At 39.5% G+C, this 16835-nt stretch carries 16 protein-coding genes; 2 read left to right on the top strand and 14 right to left on the bottom strand.

The window, feature by feature from the left end:
* Positions 1 to 325 precede the first annotated feature (325 nt).
* Entirely contained in the window at positions 326 to 1180 is an 855-nt protein-coding gene (locus LQ50_RS10425; RefSeq protein ID WP_034628908.1) for a MurR/RpiR family transcriptional regulator, read from the top strand.
* Between the two features lie 70 nt (positions 1181 to 1250).
* Here the strand turns inward: LQ50_RS10425 and rpsR are convergent, their stop codons facing one another.
* The 7 genes from rpsR to LQ50_RS10390 form a co-directional block, all read right to left on the bottom strand.
* Positions 1251 to 1484 (bottom strand): 30S ribosomal protein S18, encoded by a 234-nt coding sequence (gene rpsR, locus LQ50_RS10420; protein WP_034628907.1) that lies wholly within the window; start codon positions 1482 to 1484, stop codon positions 1251 to 1253.
* A gap of 69 nt (positions 1485 to 1553) precedes the next feature.
* Positions 1554 to 2063 (bottom strand): single-stranded DNA-binding protein, encoded by a 510-nt coding sequence (gene ssb / locus LQ50_RS10415; protein ID WP_034628905.1) that lies wholly within the window; start codon positions 2061 to 2063, stop codon positions 1554 to 1556.
* Between the two features lie 27 nt (positions 2064 to 2090).
* Positions 2091 to 2378, bottom strand: a complete 288-nt coding sequence (rpsF, locus tag LQ50_RS10410; RefSeq protein ID WP_034628904.1) for a 30S ribosomal protein S6 — start codon at positions 2376 to 2378, stop codon at positions 2091 to 2093.
* Positions 2379 to 3287: 909 nt separating this feature from the next.
* Positions 3288 to 4388, bottom strand: a complete 1101-nt coding sequence (gene ychF / locus LQ50_RS10405) for a redox-regulated ATPase YchF (protein ID WP_034628903.1) — start codon at positions 4386 to 4388, stop codon at positions 3288 to 3290.
* A 152-nt stretch (positions 4389 to 4540) separates the two neighbouring features.
* A complete protein-coding gene (locus LQ50_RS10400; RefSeq protein ID WP_034628901.1) occupies positions 4541 to 4735 on the bottom strand; it encodes a DUF951 domain-containing protein in 195 nt (64 codons plus the stop codon).
* 85 nt (positions 4736 to 4820) lie between these two features.
* Positions 4821 to 6830 carry a methyl-accepting chemotaxis protein gene (locus LQ50_RS10395; RefSeq protein ID WP_034628900.1) on the bottom strand — a complete coding sequence of 670 codons (2010 nt, stop codon included), beginning with the start codon at positions 6828 to 6830 and terminating at the stop codon, positions 4821 to 4823.
* Between the two features lie 207 nt (positions 6831 to 7037).
* Positions 7038 to 8054, bottom strand: a complete 1017-nt coding sequence (locus tag LQ50_RS10390) for a YkvI family membrane protein (protein WP_034628898.1) — start codon at positions 8052 to 8054, stop codon at positions 7038 to 7040.
* 141 nt (positions 8055 to 8195) lie between these two features.
* On the opposite strand from LQ50_RS10390, the gene yyaC reads away from it, so the two are divergent.
* Entirely contained in the window at positions 8196 to 8849 is a 654-nt protein-coding gene (yyaC, locus tag LQ50_RS10385) for a spore protease YyaC (RefSeq protein WP_034628897.1), read from the top strand.
* 117 nt (positions 8850 to 8966) lie between these two features.
* Here yyaC and LQ50_RS10380 read toward each other — a convergent pair whose 3' ends face one another.
* From LQ50_RS10380 to mnmG, 7 genes are all read right to left on the bottom strand, one after another.
* Complete coding sequence (locus LQ50_RS10380) at positions 8967 to 9671, bottom strand: DUF554 domain-containing protein (RefSeq protein WP_034628895.1); 705 nt, start codon at positions 9669 to 9671, stop codon at positions 8967 to 8969.
* A gap of 13 nt (positions 9672 to 9684) precedes the next feature.
* Positions 9685 to 10836: an aminotransferase class V-fold PLP-dependent enzyme gene (locus tag LQ50_RS10375; RefSeq protein ID WP_034628894.1), complete on the bottom strand. Its 1152-nt coding sequence runs from the start codon at positions 10834 to 10836 to the stop codon at positions 9685 to 9687.
* A 175-nt stretch (positions 10837 to 11011) separates the two neighbouring features.
* Entirely contained in the window at positions 11012 to 11866 is an 855-nt protein-coding gene (locus LQ50_RS10370) for a ParB/RepB/Spo0J family partition protein (RefSeq protein ID WP_034628893.1), read from the bottom strand.
* Positions 11847 to 12620, bottom strand: coding sequence for a ParA family protein (locus LQ50_RS10365; protein ID WP_034628891.1), 774 nt, complete (start codon positions 12618 to 12620; stop codon positions 11847 to 11849). The genes LQ50_RS10370 and LQ50_RS10365 overlap by 20 nt, the downstream gene beginning before the upstream one ends.
* 446 nt (positions 12621 to 13066) lie before the next feature.
* Positions 13067 to 13933 (bottom strand): nucleoid occlusion protein, encoded by an 867-nt coding sequence (noc, locus tag LQ50_RS10360; RefSeq protein WP_034628890.1) that lies wholly within the window; start codon positions 13931 to 13933, stop codon positions 13067 to 13069.
* A 244-nt stretch (positions 13934 to 14177) separates the two neighbouring features.
* A complete protein-coding gene (gene rsmG / locus LQ50_RS10355; RefSeq protein WP_034628888.1) occupies positions 14178 to 14891 on the bottom strand; it encodes a 16S rRNA (guanine(527)-N(7))-methyltransferase RsmG in 714 nt (237 codons plus the stop codon).
* A gap of 19 nt (positions 14892 to 14910) precedes the next feature.
* Positions 14911 to 16797, bottom strand: a complete 1887-nt coding sequence (gene mnmG / locus LQ50_RS10350) for a tRNA uridine-5-carboxymethylaminomethyl(34) synthesis enzyme MnmG (RefSeq protein ID WP_034628887.1) — start codon at positions 16795 to 16797, stop codon at positions 14911 to 14913.
* Positions 16798 to 16835: the final 38 nt, after the last annotated feature.

The raw sequence follows: 16835 nt of genomic DNA, 5'->3' as shown, positions 1-16835 counted from the left end.
ATTATGTCTAAAACCTAGATTACTAGATTACTTTTATTCACTGCCTAGCTTCCTTTAATATCAGCCTCTTATGTAAAACTTTGCAATCGCTTGCATCATTCCATACTCATTTCCTTATGTATTAAATTTAATAGGGATCAGCTTTCCACTTCCTATTGTTCTATCGTTCCTTGCATATCATCATCCTGACGTTTAAAGAAATTTATTTCTTAATAAAGTTCATTATAAGAAAAAAATTTCTTTTTGTAAACGATAACAAAAAAATATTTTTTCTATACGGAAATTTTAGTATAATAAACGAAAACACTTTCAAAGGAGGTTTTAGATGGACAAGCCACAGCAGCCTTGCTTAGTCAGCATTCGTACACAATATCCTAGGTTCAGTGTCACCGAAAGGAAAATTGCTGATTATATTCTTATAAATCCTACAAAAATTATTCACTCATCGATTAACCAACTAGCTGAAGATTTAAATGTCGCAGATTCAACCGTTTTTCGTTTTTGCAAACGAATTGGCTTTAAAGGCTATCAAGCCATGAAAATTGCCTTAGCCTCTGAAGTTGTAACTCCATTACAGGATATCCATGAAAGTGTTGATGAAGGAGATAGCGCGAAAGCAATTGCTTCTAAAGTATTTAAATCAAATATGAAAACCATTGAAGACACGTTAGTTGTTTTAGATGAGGAACAACTTGAGCAAGCCGTTGACGCGATTGTATCAGCGGAAACAACTTATTTTTTTGGAAGTGGTGGATCAAGCCTGATTGCTCTTGATGCGTTCCATAAATTGATTCGCACCGGAATCAAAGTGCAAACCGTTAGTGACAGTCATTTTCAACAAATGTTAGCGTCACAAATGACAAAAAACGACTGTGCTGTTTTCATCTCACATTCAGGAGCAACCAAAGAAGTGCTACAAGCATTGAATGTCGTCAAATCTATCGGTGCTACGATGATTGCTATTACCAATTATGCAAAATCACCACTTAGTACCGGTGTGGATATCTCGCTTTTTACCGTTTCTGAAGAAACAGATTATCGTTCTGAGGCCCTTTCATCACGCATTGCACAACTTTCGGTTATTGACGCCCTATATGTCAATATATTGTTAAAGAGAGGAAGTGAGGGACAGAAGGCCCTTAAAAAAATGCGTGAGGCCATTACAGTAAAACGATTTTAAAGAACGTATCTACCCATATACCAAAAAAAGCATGACAGAGAAGTCTCTGTCATGCTTTCTATATATATAATTAGTTTACATCATTAACGTAAGGCAATAAAGCGATTTGACGAGCACGCTTAATAGCAATTGTTAATTGACGTTGGTACTTCGCTGAAGTTCCAGTTACACGACGAGGTAAGATTTTACCACGCTCAGAAATGAAACGTTTTAGAAGATCCGTATCTTTGTAATCGATTTTCGTAATTTTGTTTACAGTGAAGAAACAAACTTTACGACGCTTTGGACGACCACGACGAGCCATGAGACAGCACTCCTTTCAGATTATTATTTATCAAACACATTATTTTCCTACGAACAGTAAGAGAGGTCGTTAGAATGGCAAATCATCATCCGAGATATCAATCGGCTTCCCGTCATTTGCAAATGGATCCTCATTAAATCCACCAGATGAACGGTTTTGATTATTGTTCTGCTGCCTACCTCCAAAGTCATTCCCACTAGGAGCAGATCCACCACCAAAGTAATCATTTCCTTGTCCTTGATTGGAGTTAGAATTAGCTCCACGTGGCTCAAGGAATTGAACACTTTCCGCCATAACTTCTGTGATGAAGACACGTTTTCCTTCATTGTTGTCATAGCTACGTGTTTGGATTCGGCCGTCTACACCTGCTAAGCTACCTTTTTTTAAATAGTTAGCAACATTTTCTGCTTGTTTGCGCCAAATAACACAGTTAATAAAATCTGCTTCGCGCTCACCTTGTTGATTAGAAAATGGACGATTTACTGCCAATGTAAAGTTAGCAACTGCTACTCCATTTGGTGTGTAACGTAGTTCTGGATCGCGTGTTAAACGCCCAACTAGCACGACTCGGTTCAGCATCCGAACCCCTCCCACTTCATAAATAAATTATTCTTCGTCTTTTGTAATAAGAACACGAATAACGTTATCGTTGATCTTAATAAGACGGTTGAATTCTGCAATCGCTTCTGAGTTAGCTTGTACATTTAACAATACGTAGAAACCTTCACGAAAATCGTTGATTTCATATGCTAAACGACGCTTACCCATCTCGTTAACCTTTTCAATTTCAGCACCATTTGTAGTTAAAACGCTATTAAAACGCTCGATAACTTCCTTAGTCGCTGCTTCTTCTAGGTTTGGAGCGATGATGTACATAATTTCGTACTTACGCATTCCGGTCCACCTCCTTTTGGTCTAGCGGCTCCATAATTGGAGCAAGGAGCATTAACTCAAAGTATGAGTCATTGCACTCGCATTTATCGATTATAACAGACTGAATTTCCCTCTGCAAGCTGTTTTTGAATGGATGTTGTATTTTGTCAATTAAAATGTAGAATCGACTCGAAACTTCTTAGTCATTATACTATCTGTGGCTCAAAGCCCTCAAGTTGCTTGTTATATTTTATACAAAGCATTTTGGAAGCGAGAACAATGAGTTAAGGAAGTTTGTATAAGGAGCCCGGTATAGAGTGCAAACAGGAGTTTGATTCGCATATTTTTGGTATTCAGCTAACATCGCATTTGGGTAACAAGGTAAGACCCGATATTAGATAAGCGAATCGGATCCTGGTTCCGCTAAAATGCTGAATTGCTGCTCCAAGAGGTCTAAAAGGGATCCTGATTCCGTTAACTGGCCAAAAACTATCAATGTAAAGGCGGAAATGCCCCATTAACGGAACCAGGATCCGAAAGCATGGTTCAAACCTAGGTTTTGTGAAAAATAGCGGAATGAGGATCCATGTATCCTTGAAAATAGGGTTCTTCAACGATCTCAAAACCCTCCCTGGCTCACTCGGGTGATGGCAATGGCTTCTCTCGCCGTGCGCGTTCCTGTGAAGAGCACTCAAAATACTTAAGACCTTTACGGCGGCTCCGCTCATTGCTTTGAGCAACAAGAAAAAGGCCAAAGACCGGCCTTTTTTATCAAACCCCTCCCTAGCCCACTCGGGTGATGGCAATGGCTCCGCTCGCCGTGCGCGTTGTGAGAAGAGCACTCAAAACGCTTAAGACCTTTACGGCGGCTCCGCTCATTGCTTTGAGCAACAAGAAAAAGGCCAAAGACCGGCCTTTTTCTTGTTGCTCTTATACATTAAATCTAAAGTGGACGACATCTCCGTCTTGGACGATGTATTCTTTTCCTTCTAGGCGTACTTTTCCTCTTTCTTTGGCGACGGCCATGGTTCCTGCGTCGACTAAATCATCGTATGATACGACCTCTGCACGAATAAACCCGCGTTCGAAGTCTGTATGGATAATTCCTGCTGCTTGTGGAGCTTTTGTTCCTTTACGGAATGTCCATGCTCGTACTTCTTGGACACCTGCTGTGAAGTACGTTTGTAGTCCAAGTAAGTCATATGCTGCACGAATCAATTGATCAAGTCCTGATTCTTTGATCCCTAACTCTTCAAGAAACATTTGCTTTTCTTCGCCTTCTAGTTCAGCAATTTCTGATTCAATTTTGGCACAAACCAAAATAACTTGACTGCCTTCTGCTGCCGCAAACTCTTTTACTAGCTTCACATACTCATTATCATCAGGTGAAAGTAAATCTTCTTCACTAACATTTGCTACATATAAGACAGGTTTACTCGTAAGCAGATGAAGGTTTTTAACAATCTTTTGCTGTTCATCTGTAAAATCAACGCTGCGTGCTGGTTTTTCATTTTCAAACGCATCACGTAGAAGCTCAAGTACCTCAAGCTCAGCGACGGCCTCTTTATCTCTTGTCTTAGCTAATTTAGCAACACGTGTGATACGCTTTTCAATTGATTCAAGGTCAGCCAAGATTAGCTCAAGGTTGATGACTTCGATGTCACGAATCGGATTTACGCCTCCAGAAACGTGAGTGATGTTATCATCAGCAAAGCAACGAACAACATGAGAGATCGCATCTACTTGACGAATGTGTGAAAGAAACTTATTTCCAAGGCCCTCTCCTTTGCTTGCTCCTTCTACGATTCCTGCGATATCAGTGAATTCAAATGCCGTTGGAATGGTTTTTTTCGGTTCAACTAATTCCGTTAACTTTTGCAAGCGGACATCAGGTACCTCAACGATTCCTACATTTGGATCAATCGTACAGAAAGGGTAATTTGCTGATTCAGCACCAGCTTGTGTAATTGCATTAAATAACGTCGACTTTCCCACATTTGGCAAACCGACGATTCCAGTTGTTAAAGCCAAAATACTCACTTCCTTCTTCTATTTATGAACATACCACAGTATAAGTGCACATTTCTTATGATAAAACCTTTTCAACCATACCAATTATAGTGATTACACAATAAAAAGACAAGGCAATCTAGGCACGCATACCTATTAATCGCCTTGTTTTATTACGACCCTTGCTCTATTACTCTTTTAAGTTTCTTTGCAAAATCCTTTCGAGGAAGCATGACACTATGCTCACAACCGAGGCACTTAATACGGACATCCATCCCCATCCGAATGATCTTCCAACGATTTTCCCCACAAGGATGCTGCTTTTTCATCTCTACAACATCATGGAGAGCAAACTCTTTATTCATCATGCAGGATGCCTCCCTTTTTAACCAGCCTTTTAATGGTTGTTATTATACACGAAAACATCCACCTGAGTCGAGAAACGTCTACTAATTATGACTTCACTTTAAATTGCTTAATTAATTCCATTAACTTAGAACTTGATTGGTTTAACTGCTCAGCCGAACTTGCCACTTGAGTTAACGCATCTACTTGTTGGTCACTTGCTGCATTTACCTCTTCTACTGATGCTGATGCCTCTTGAGCAACGGCTGCGATATTTTGCATACTATCGACGACCATATCTTTATGCGTAGTCATTGTTTCTACTTCAGTTCGAATCAATGAAAGAGATGAAACAATCTCTTCTATAGACGAGACTACTTGGGCAAAGGATGACTGAGTATCATGGACAGCCTCGGTTTGCAGCTGGAATATTTCATTTGTTTTGCTAAGTTCTGCTCTTACTTTTTCAGATTGCGTAATAATGCCGCTAATGGTTTCGCTCACTCCAACTGTCGCATTGGACGATTGCTCTGCTAGCTTTCGAACTTCTGATGCGACAACAGCAAACCCTTTTCCATGTTCACCTGCTCTTGCTGCTTCAATACTTGCGTTTAATGCGAGTAAATTCGTTTGCTCTGAAATGCCATTAATCGTTCCCATAACCTGTTCAATTTCGGCAACCTTACTATATAAACCCGAAACCACTTCTTCCACATTTTGTAGAACTCGGTTTGCTTCTATTGTTTTTTCTTGCAATGTTGCTACTTTTTCCGTTCCCCTTACACTAACTTTTTTTGTCGATTTTGAAATTTGCTCCATTTCAAATGTTTCGCGTGTCACTTTTTCAATTTGATTTGATAAGGCTAATGTTCGATTTTTTGTATCATCCACATCATCAACTTGTTTACTAGAGCCACTTGCTATCTCGGCAACGGCTGAAGAAACTTCTTCACTTGATGCAATCGTCTCTTCTGAAAGAGCACTTAGACTTCCTGCTGAATCATTTACTTCGTTGGCTGATTGTTGGACTGATTCAATCAAACTCTTCATTTGACTAACCATTTCATTAAAATCACTCGTTAATTGACCAACTTCATCCTTTGCTTTTAGCGAAGCCTTAACAGTAAGGTCTCCTGATGCTACTTTGCTCACATGCGTTTTTAATTGCTTGATAGGCTTCGTAATATTGCTAGAAACCATATAGGCTATAGCTAAGGAAAGAGCGAGTAAAACAAGAGAAATGAGAGCAATTTTATTGCGTAAATCATACAAATGAGCAAACATACTATCATGATCATAAACAGCATTTATAAGCCAACCGGTTTCTGGAATCGTACTATAATACATAAAACGGTCCACCCCATCAAAATGGGAGGAAATATACCCATGTTCGCCGCCCTGGATCATTTGTTGTATTGTTTCGTTTTCTGAAAGGTCTTCCCCTGTATGTGTAGGATGAACAAGCGCCGTACCTGCTGGGTCAAAAAGACCTGCAAATCCCTGATGATTTATTTCAACTTGATTAATAATCGCCGTTAATGCGTTTAATGTAATATCAAAGCCAATGACACCTAACACATGGTTAGTCGCTGGGTCCAACACAGCTTTTGCTGCCGTTACGACAATTTCTCCACTTTCATCTTGAGTGACATAGGGTTCAGTCCAAATGACTTCATTTGGACTCTCTTTTGCAGCAATATACCACGGACGACTTGTTGGATCGAAGTCATCAGGCAAGGTTACATTTGGCGTTACGTCCATTACTTTATTTTCCGTACCGATATAGACTAATTCGATGCTTTCATTTAACTCTGTATAGCTTAAAAATCCATCCGTAACAGCACGTCCATTTAACGCTGTTGTTTCTTCTTTTAACTCCATTATGTACTCGATTACTCTATTATCTTCACTAAATAACAGTAATTGATTAGAGAATTGTTGAAGATATTGACTTGTAAACCTAGAAATCTCATGAACAACATTGCTTGCCTCATGTTCTGTACTACTTACAATGATATTCTTCGTTTGTGAATAGGTAATGAAGGAAACTGTTACAATTGCCACCATTAATATAATGGTGATTAATGCCATTACTTTTGATTGGATTTTTTTAAACATCTGCTCATTTTCCTTTCTGTTAATCTAGTATTTATAACAAACTAGTATAACAGAATCATTTTCATGCCGGTACTATCTTCCTAATAAAATCTCACAATAAAATTTTTTTGCGAGATAGTATAAATAAAAAACCTGCTACGAATAAGTTCTCATAACAGGTTCTTTAACAAAACTTATCTATTCAATTCTTTCTGACAAACAATTTAATTACAGTGCTTTATGATTCATAATTGGATAGAGTAAGATCGAAGCTAGAACGAACAGATTTAACACACCATATAGCGGGTAAAGGATTGAAATAAGGGTAGAAAATCCGAATGTCGTTAACGGTGCCATAATTGCAATGAGAAACAAGGCGATTAACCAGGCTGGTCCCTTTACCCATGCCCTCATCCTAGATAACAACCCAAATACTCCAGCTGCTGCCGTCGTATAAATGGCAAGCCATAATAGTGCTGACATGATTAACATCATAAAATAAGGGTAGTGTTTTAAAATGGCAAAAAGCGGGATTTCATATAACATAATATCACTAGCTACTTGCAGCAATGATTCGTTATATAAAAAGGAAATCGAGCCTAATATAATCCCACTACCTAATGAAGCAATCCACATTTCGCCCTTATGTTTAATTTCATGACCGATTGCACCAAGAACAGCAATGAGTGGCAAGATATTTAACGCTGTAAACGTTAAGGCAGATGGCCAATTATGCTGCGCATCAATCTTAAACTCAATCGGAAATCCTTTAAGATACTGAAATGCTACTAATATCGCAATTAAAAACACGATGAGTATGGGAATAATAAATGCATTCATTGATGTCATTCCCTTCGTATCCCACAAAAAGAGAACGACCACCAATCCACCAATGATTAGAGTGCCTAGCCAATAAGGAATATGAATGACTTCTAGCGTTGCTCCACCTCCAGCGAGCATGATGACCGTTGTCGAAAATAAATAAATGATAATCATAATGTCATACATTTGGGACAAGCGTTTTCCCATTAACACTTGCAGAACTGGCAAATAGTGTTTTGATTGATTCATATAACTAATATTTAAAATGACTTTTACTGAAATGATAAATAGAATGGCAAATAAGATAATTGCTAGTCCACTTTCAGCACCAAAAAATTCCCAAAGCTCCCTACCAGAAGCATAGCCAGCCCCTATCATTGTACCTATTATAAGAAACATCCACTTTAAGCCATTTCCCCACATATAAAATCCTCTCCTCGCCCTCTACTAAGTGAAACTCAACTGTTTTAATCAACACATCTGTTTAGATTATGTGAACTCTTTATGTATAGAAAGGAAAAAAGTTCCGTATACTGTTACTACTATGGCAAAGGAGGCGAGGTTATGAGTACAAACCATCGTCTGTTTGGAAAAAAAAGTTCATCCATGCGTGTGCATATGGAAGAAGAAACAGCGGTTAGGCAATTATCTGATCAACTAGTTAACATGACAGAAATTCATAGTAAGCGTGACCTCGTCATTGTGTGTATTGGTACCGATCGATCTACTGGGGACTCATTAGGCCCATTGATTGGAACAAAATTAGAAGATGCTCATTTGAAACGCTTTCATGTTTATGGAACATTAAAAAATCCTGTTCACGCGGTCAATCTAGAGGATCGGTTAGCAGAAATTAAAGATAACCATTCACGCCCGTTTATTTTAGCCATTGATGCGTGCCTTGGCAGAATGAACAGCGTTGGCAAAATTGCCCTTGCTGATGGCCCTGTCCAACCAGGTGCGGCTGTTCAAAAGAAACTTCCTTCTATTGGTGACATTCATATGACAGGTATTGTGAACATCGGCGGGATGATGGAATACTTTGTTTTGCAAAATACTCGGTTGCATACGGTGATGCAAATGGCCGAAACGATGGCAAAGACGATTATTGCAGCGGATCAACGTCTTCCTGAACAAGTTGCCACTCCATCTCTTTTACAATCGTTACGTTTAAAGCCACAAATATTATTACGATCCAAAAATGAAACCCCTCTGTAGAAAGGCGAGGAAACAGCAATGGCTTCACACCTTTGCATGACTTAAAGGCCACTGAAAAAGGTAAAAATCGTACCTTTTTCAGTGGCCTTGTTTAGTCTACAGTGGAGTTTCATAGATTTAAGCAAAATAATACATAGCTGTAACTAACACTGCTACAACTAGAATACTAGGTAATAAGTTCGCTACTCGTATTTTCAAAATCCCTAATATATTTAAACCAATGGCAATAATCATGACCCCACCAGTCGCTGTCATCTCGACAATAAAAGAGTCCATTAACACTGTCGGTACATATTGGTTAATTTGTGTTGCAAGAAGAGCAATTCCCCCTTGATACAGTACAACTGGGATTGCTGAAAAGATAACGCCAATCCCTAACGTTGAAGTGAAAATAAGTGCTGAGAAGCCATCAAGCAATGATTTAGTGTAAAGAACTGAATGATCACCGCGTAACCCACTGTCTAATGCACCAAGAATAGCCATCGCACCAACAACATAAATCAAAGTTGCTGTAACAAAAGCTTTTGCTACCGCCCCGTCTTCCTTTGCCCCTACTTTCGTCTCAATCCAGGCACCTACGCGATTTAGGCGTTCTTCTATATCAATTTGCTCTCCTATGATTCCACCAATAACAAGACTACCAATAACAATAAGAAATTGCTCGCTTTTTTGCGTCATTCCAATTCCCAAAACGACCACAGCAAGTGCAATCCCCTGCATTGTCGTTGTTTTCATTTTTTCTGGTATGTTACGAACTAATAAGCCTACAACTGCAGCTACTACGATAGCAAGGCCGTTTACAAGTGTCCCCGTTAAAACCATTCTCTCTTCTCCTCTACAAAAATGCTTGTCTAATCTCTTCTATAGCTTCCAAAAGTGTATCTACTTCTTTGATCGTGTTATAGGGGCCGAAACTCACGCGAACCAGCCCATTCTCACTTGTCTGTAATGTTTCGTGAGTTTTAGGAGCACAGTGCATTCCAGCTCGGACAGCGATCTGGTAATGTTCATCTAAGATCATCGCAGCTTCATGACTAGCAATCCCTTCTATTTCAAAAGGAATGACCGCAACTCTCTTAGATAAATCAGATGGTCCATAGCTAGTCACACCTGAAATACCAGCAAGTCCTTTTATGAAGTGATCCATAAGTTCTTTTTCATGTTCCCATATAGCCTCTATCCCCATTTCAATTACTGCATCGATTCCAGCTGCTAGACCAGCAATTCCCGGTGTATTCAACGTACCAGCCTCGTACCGATTAGGCCAACTTTGTGGTTGATGAAGAAGCTCAGATTGACTGCCTGTCCCTCCTACAACTAGTGGAGATAGATTATAATCACCTTTTGATAGTAAAACCCCAGTTCCTTGTGGTCCTAATAAAGATTTATGTCCGGCAAAAGCTAATAAGTCTATCCCATCACTCTCCATATCGATCGGGATCGTTCCAGCTGTTTGAGAAGCATCGAGCAATACGACAATCTCTTCTTTTTTAGCAAACTTTCCAACATCTTTAATGGAGACGACCGCCCCTGTTACATTGGACGCATGAGAAATAGCAACCATACGTGTCTTTTCAGTATGCGCATCCTCAAACTGCCTAACATCAATAATCCCTTCTTCATTAGGCTCAACATATGTAATTGAAATGCCTTTTTCTAAAACAAGTTTTTCAAGTGGCCTAATGATGGAATTATGTTCAAACATCGTTGCTACAACATGATCTCCTTCTTGAAAAGGAAAACCAAGGATCGCTTGATTAAGTGCCATGGTTGCATTTTGATAAAACCAAACATGTTTTTTACTTGGCGCATGAAACAATGTTGCTATTTTTTTTCTCGCCTGTTCGATCACATTTCCCGCTTGTTCAGCCAGCTTATGGCCACCACGACCAGGATTTGCACTATAGCTAGTCACAGCCTCATGCATAGCGAATGCCACTTGTTCTGGCTTTGGATATGATGATGCAGCATGATCAAAATATATCATTTCCTCTATTCCTTTCCTTTGTTAATCAAGTAACCGTAAATCAATTCAACTTAATAGTCAATCATAGAAAAAGAAGGTGACTTTAGGTAAGTCACCTTCTCCTACGATAATACAAGAAGCAACAAGTTTCCACTTTCTTGTATTTCATGTAGAATATTAAACCTTCTTATTTATATTATAAGGAGTCCTCAGCATTCAATAATTGAACAATTCGCTCCAAATCTTCCTCTGAAAAATAATCAATTTCTATTTTGCCTTTTTTCTTACCTGGTTTAATCGATACGGATGTTCCTAAACGAGTTCTAAGCACATCTTGCCTACTTTTTAAAAAAGGAGTAAGCGACACTTTTTTTCGACTTGTTTCACGTGGAACTTTCTCATTAATTTGATTAACTAACTCTTCCACTTCACGGACACTTAATTTCTCTTTTAATATTTTCTCAAGAAGAGCTGATAATTTCTGCTTATCTTTCAATCCTAATAAAGCTCGTCCATGTCCCATTGATAGTTTTCCATCTGAAAGAAATTCCTGAACGACTTTCGGAAGATTCAACAAGCGTAAGTGGTTGGCAATGTGAGGTCGACTCTTCCCTAAACGAGCAGCAAGCTGTTCTTGAGTCATTGACAAATGCTCCATTAGCTTTTCATAAGCAACTGCTTCTTCAATTGGATTTAAATCTTCACGTTGAAGATTTTCAATTAGAGCAAGCTCCATCATCTTCTGCTCGTCTAATTCCCTTATGACAACAGGAACTTCCGTTAGTCCAGCTTTCTGTGCTGCACGAAAGCGCCTTTCACCAACAACAATTTCATAGCCTTTGATGCTTTTTCTTGCAATGATTGGCTGTAAAATACCGTGCTCAGCAATTGAATCAGCAAGTTCTGCTATTGCTTGCTCTGTGAAAGTTTTTCGAGGTTGATAAGGATTGGGACGCAACTGCGACACCGCAATTTGTTCAACTTGATCTACAATCTCCTCATTCGGTTCAGGAAAAAACGCTTGTAACCCTTTACCTAACCCTTTCGCCACTCGCTACCACTTCCTTTGCAAGATCTAGATATACTTCAGCACCTCGTGATTTAGCATCATACGTAATAATTGGTTGACCATGACTTGGTGCTTCACCTAGACGAACATTTCTAGGGATAATCGTATCGAACACCTTTTCACGAAAATACTTTTTCACTTCTTCAATAACTTGTATTCCAAGGTTTGTTCGTGCATCTAACATCGTTAATAAGACCCCTTCAATTTCAAGGTCTGTGTTTAGATGTTTTTGTACAAGACGAACTGTATTTAGTAACTGACTCAACCCTTCTAGTGCATAGTATTCACACTGAACAGGGATTAAAACCGAATCTGATGCTGTTAAGGCATTAATTGTCAGCAACCCTAAAGAAGGGGGACAATCAATAAAAATAAAATCATAGTTATCTGCTACTGTTGATAGAGCTCGTTTTAAACGGACTTCTCTTGAAATCGTTGGAACGAGTTCAATCTCTGCACCTGATAGTTGAATGGTAGAAGGTAAAACATCTAAGCGTTCCACAGATGTTGTTTTGATCACATCGACCGCCTCAACATCTTCGACAAGAATATCATAGACACACTCATCGACATCACCTTTTTCAACACCTACTCCACTTGTTGCATTCCCTTGTGGATCAATGTCAACAAGCAAAACTCTTTTACCAATATGCGCTAAACAAGCACTTAAATTGACAGCCGTCGTCGTTTTGCCGACGCCACCTTTTTGATTTGCTACAGCAATGATTTTGGCCACGCTGTCACCTACTTTCCATCCATAACTAGAACTCTTTTATTTTAACACAATTTGTCGCAAACGTTTTTATAAAAATAACGAAAAAAAGAGGATCTATCAAAGAGACTACTGAAAAAGGTACGATTTTACCTTTTTCAGTGATCATTAAGCAATGAGCGGAACCATTGCTTTGTCTTAAGCCTGCTATGAGTGGGTTTCATAGGTGCGAACTTGCTTTGCACCGGCAGCCGACTTTAGGAGGCTCATGTTTCTCGTAGCAGGCGCGCAACGTGTGGAGCCATTGCTATCCGATTCGCTGATCTAACGACAAAATAAGCGTACCAAATCATACAATTTAGTACGCTATTTCTATTATATTTGCAAGTTTCTTTCCGAAAACTGAACTCTTAAGCAAAAGGTTATTCTTTTACCCTTTTGAGAGACTCATTAATAGACTCTCATCTCATTTATTTTTTAGGAATTCGGATCGTAAATTGATAAAATTCATCATGCTCTTCTTCATCTGTATCTACATGCAACCCACTCTTAACGACCATATCAACAGACTGACGGATCGTATTCATCGCAATACGCATATCTTTTGAATATGACTTGCGTGTAGGTTTCTTTTTCTGATTTGGCTGTCCTTCTAAAAGAGCCTTGACTCGTTCTTCCGTCTGCTTTACGTTCAACTGCTTTTCCAGAATTTCTTCTAGCAATTTCACTTGCAGTTCCTCGATCTTTAATGATAGCAATGCACGTGCATGCCGTTCAGAAATATGACGTTCCAGTATTGCATTTTGAACAGCTTCTGGTAAATTCAACAAGCGCAATTTATTAGCAACCGTTGACTGACCTTTTCCGAGGCGTTGAGCTAAGCTCTCTTGTGTTAAGCCATGCAAATCTATCAATTTCGCATAAGCTACAGCCTCTTCAATTGCTGTTAACCCTTCTCTTTGAAGGTTCTCAATTAATGCAACAGATGCAGTCTGAGAATCATTGAATTCCTTAATTAGAGCAGGGATCTTCTCCCAACCTAGCTTCGTAACCGCTCGCCATCTACGTTCGCCTGCAATGATTTCAAACTTACCTTCCCTCTCCCGTACCACAATTGGTTGAATAACTCCATGTGTTCGGATCGTTTGAGCCAATTCAGCAATTCGTTCTTCATCAAATACTGTTCGCGGCTGAAAACGATTTGGTACTATATCTGAAACAGGTATTTCCCTAACCTCTTCATTGCTGCTTCCTTCACTTGCTTCTTCGTTTTCACTAACTTCAACCTCTGCCTGCTTGTCACTAAAGCCAAAAAGGCGTGAAAACGGTTGCCTCATCGCCTGACACCACCTTCTGATAGTAACCGTCTAAAATTTAATTCGACATTCACGTGCTTTAGTCCTTCTTTTATCTCTATTTCATTTATATCCTGCACGCCATACAGCGTCAAGTGAATTTTCCGTTCAATAAATGGTAAACCTATTAAACGGAGGACATTCTACTATTTTACTAGTCTTTCATATCAGCTACCTGTTCATGCCCAAACAAAGCCTTAGGGCTATGTTCCACGTGAAACATAGCTTATAAAGGCAATTTATTTGGTGTGCCTGGTTTCCTTGGGTACTTTTTAGGAGTGGATTTCACTTTTGCCATTTGGATGATATGGCGCTCACTCTCTTCAATCGGTAATAAGAATGAGTGGTCTGCTTTTACTTTGCCTCCTAATACGTTGATTGCCTTTTGGGCATCTTTTAATTCTTCAGATGCTCCAGCGCCCTTTAATGCAATAAAGTCGCCATTTTCTTTCACTAAAGGCAAACACAGCTCGGAAAGTACAGAAAGTCTAGCAACTGCACGTGCAGTTGCTATGTCATATTGCTCACGGTGTTGCGGATTTTGACCAAATGTTTCTGCTCGATCATGGTAAAATGAAACCTTTTCTAACCCGAGTTCACTTGCTAAATGCTCTAAAAAACCAATCCGTTTTTTAAGAGAATCAACAATGCTAACATGAATTCCTGGATAGATTATTTTCAGGGGAATACTCGGAAAACCAGCACCTGCACCTACATCAATTACTTTTTTTCCATCTTCGAAAGAATAATAAAAGCTTGCTGCAATGGAATCGTAGAAATGCTTTAAATACACATCGTCTTCCTCAGTAATGGCGGTTAAATTCATCTTTTCGTTCCATTCAACTAATAGTTGATAGTATCGCTCAAACTGTTGTTGTTGTTTGGTTGAAAGCTCTATTCCTTTTTCTCGCAGTAACGTAATGAATTGTTTTTTACTCATGACGACTCTCCATATTTACTTATTGGGTTTTCGCTAATCTTCCTTGCTCAAGATACACAAGAAGAATAGAAATATCAGCAGGGTTAACACCTGATACCCTTGAAGCCTGCCCTACTGAAAGTGGACGAACTTCCGCTAATTTCTGTCTAGCTTCCGTAGCTAAGCCATTAATAGCAGAGTAATCAAGATCCTCAGGGATTTTTTTGTTTTCCATTTTCTTAGAGCGCTCTACTTGTTGAAGTTGTTTGCCAATGTACCCTTCATATTTCACTTGAATTTCTACCTGCTCTGTTACATCCTCAGATAACGGCTCTAGAGGAGCATCAATCACTTTCGCAACATCAGGATAGGTTACTTCCGGTCTCTTTAACAACATTGTGGCACTTGTTGCTTCTTTCATCGGAGCAGAACCGACTTGCTCAAGAATTTCTTTCACTTTCTCGGAAGGCTTGACGATAATTCCATCTAACCGTTTCTTTTCTTCGGCAATTTGTTCTTTTTTCTTTAAGAAACGGTCATAACGCTCTTTAGAAATCAAACCAATTTCATGACCTTTTTCCGTCAGACGTAAGTCCGCGTTATCATGACGAAGCAGCAAGCGGTACTCTGCACGTGAAGTAAGCAAGCGGTACGGCTCATTTGTGCCTTTTGTTACAAGGTCATCAATAAGTACACCAATGTAGGCTTCAGAACGGTCTAAAATGATCCCTTCTTTTCCTTGTGCTTTTCTTGCCGCATTGATTCCAGCCATAATCCCTTGACCAGCTGCTTCTTCATAACCAGATGTTCCATTAATTTGTCCAGCTGTAAATAGCCCAGGGACTTTCTTCGTTTCAAGAGTTGGCCACAGTTGCGTTGGCACCATCGCATCATACTCGATGGCATAACCCGGGCGCATCATTCTGACGTTTTGAAGACCAGGTACTGTTTTTAAGATTTCTAACTGCACATCCTCAGGTAAGCTTGTTGATAACCCTTGGACATACACTTCTGATGTATTTCTTCCTTCTGGTTCTAGAAAGATTTGGTGACGCGGCTTATCATTAAAACGGACAATTTTATCCTCAATCGACGGACAATAACGAGGTCCTGTCCCTTCAATCATCCCTGAATACATAGGCGATCTACTTAAATTATTGTTAATGATTTGGTGTGTATCTTCACTCGTATAGGTTAACCAGCAAGGCAGCTGATCCGTAATGTATTTTGTCGTTTCATATGAGAAGGCACGCGGTTTATCATCACCTGGTTGAATCTCCGTCTGGTCATAATCAATTGTACTTCCATTAACACGAGGAGGGGTCCCTGTTTTAAAGCGAACCATATCAAATCCAAGTTCTTTCAAATGATAAGATAGCTGCACGGATGGCTGCATGTTATTAGGACCACTGTCATAGCTTAAATCACCAATGATGATTTTCCCTCTTAAGTAGGTCCCTGTCGTAATAACAACGGCCTTTGCCCCGTACTCTGCACCTGTATTCGTAATAACCCCTTTGCAGACACCATCTTCTATAATAAGTCGCTCTACCATCCCTTGACGCAATAATAAATTTTCGTTTTCCTCAATGGTCTTCTTCATTTCATGCTGATACAGATATTTATCTGCTTGCGCTCGTAAAGCTCGTACCGCAGGCCCTTTTCCTGTGTTAAGCATACGCATTTGAATATGAGTCTTATCAATGTTTCGACCCATCTCACCACCTAGTGCATCAATCTCTCGTACAACAATCCCCTTAGCCGGACCGCCAACAGACGGGTTACACGGCATGTACGCAACTGCATCTAGGTTCAGCGTTAACATCAGCGTTTTTGCTCCCATTCTCGCTGCTGCAAGACCAGCTTCAACCCCTGCATGCCCTGCACCAACAACAATGACGTCAAATTGTCCACCTTGATAATTCATGAAAACTAACCTCCTTACAGAAGATGCTTTTTTATATG

Source organism: Halalkalibacter okhensis (assembly GCF_000787375.1).
Lineage (GTDB): Bacteria > Bacillota > Bacilli > Bacillales > Bacillaceae_D > Halalkalibacter > Halalkalibacter okhensis.
Note: the sequence above shows the minus strand (reverse complement) of the source record. Positions and strands in the feature narration are given on the sequence as shown.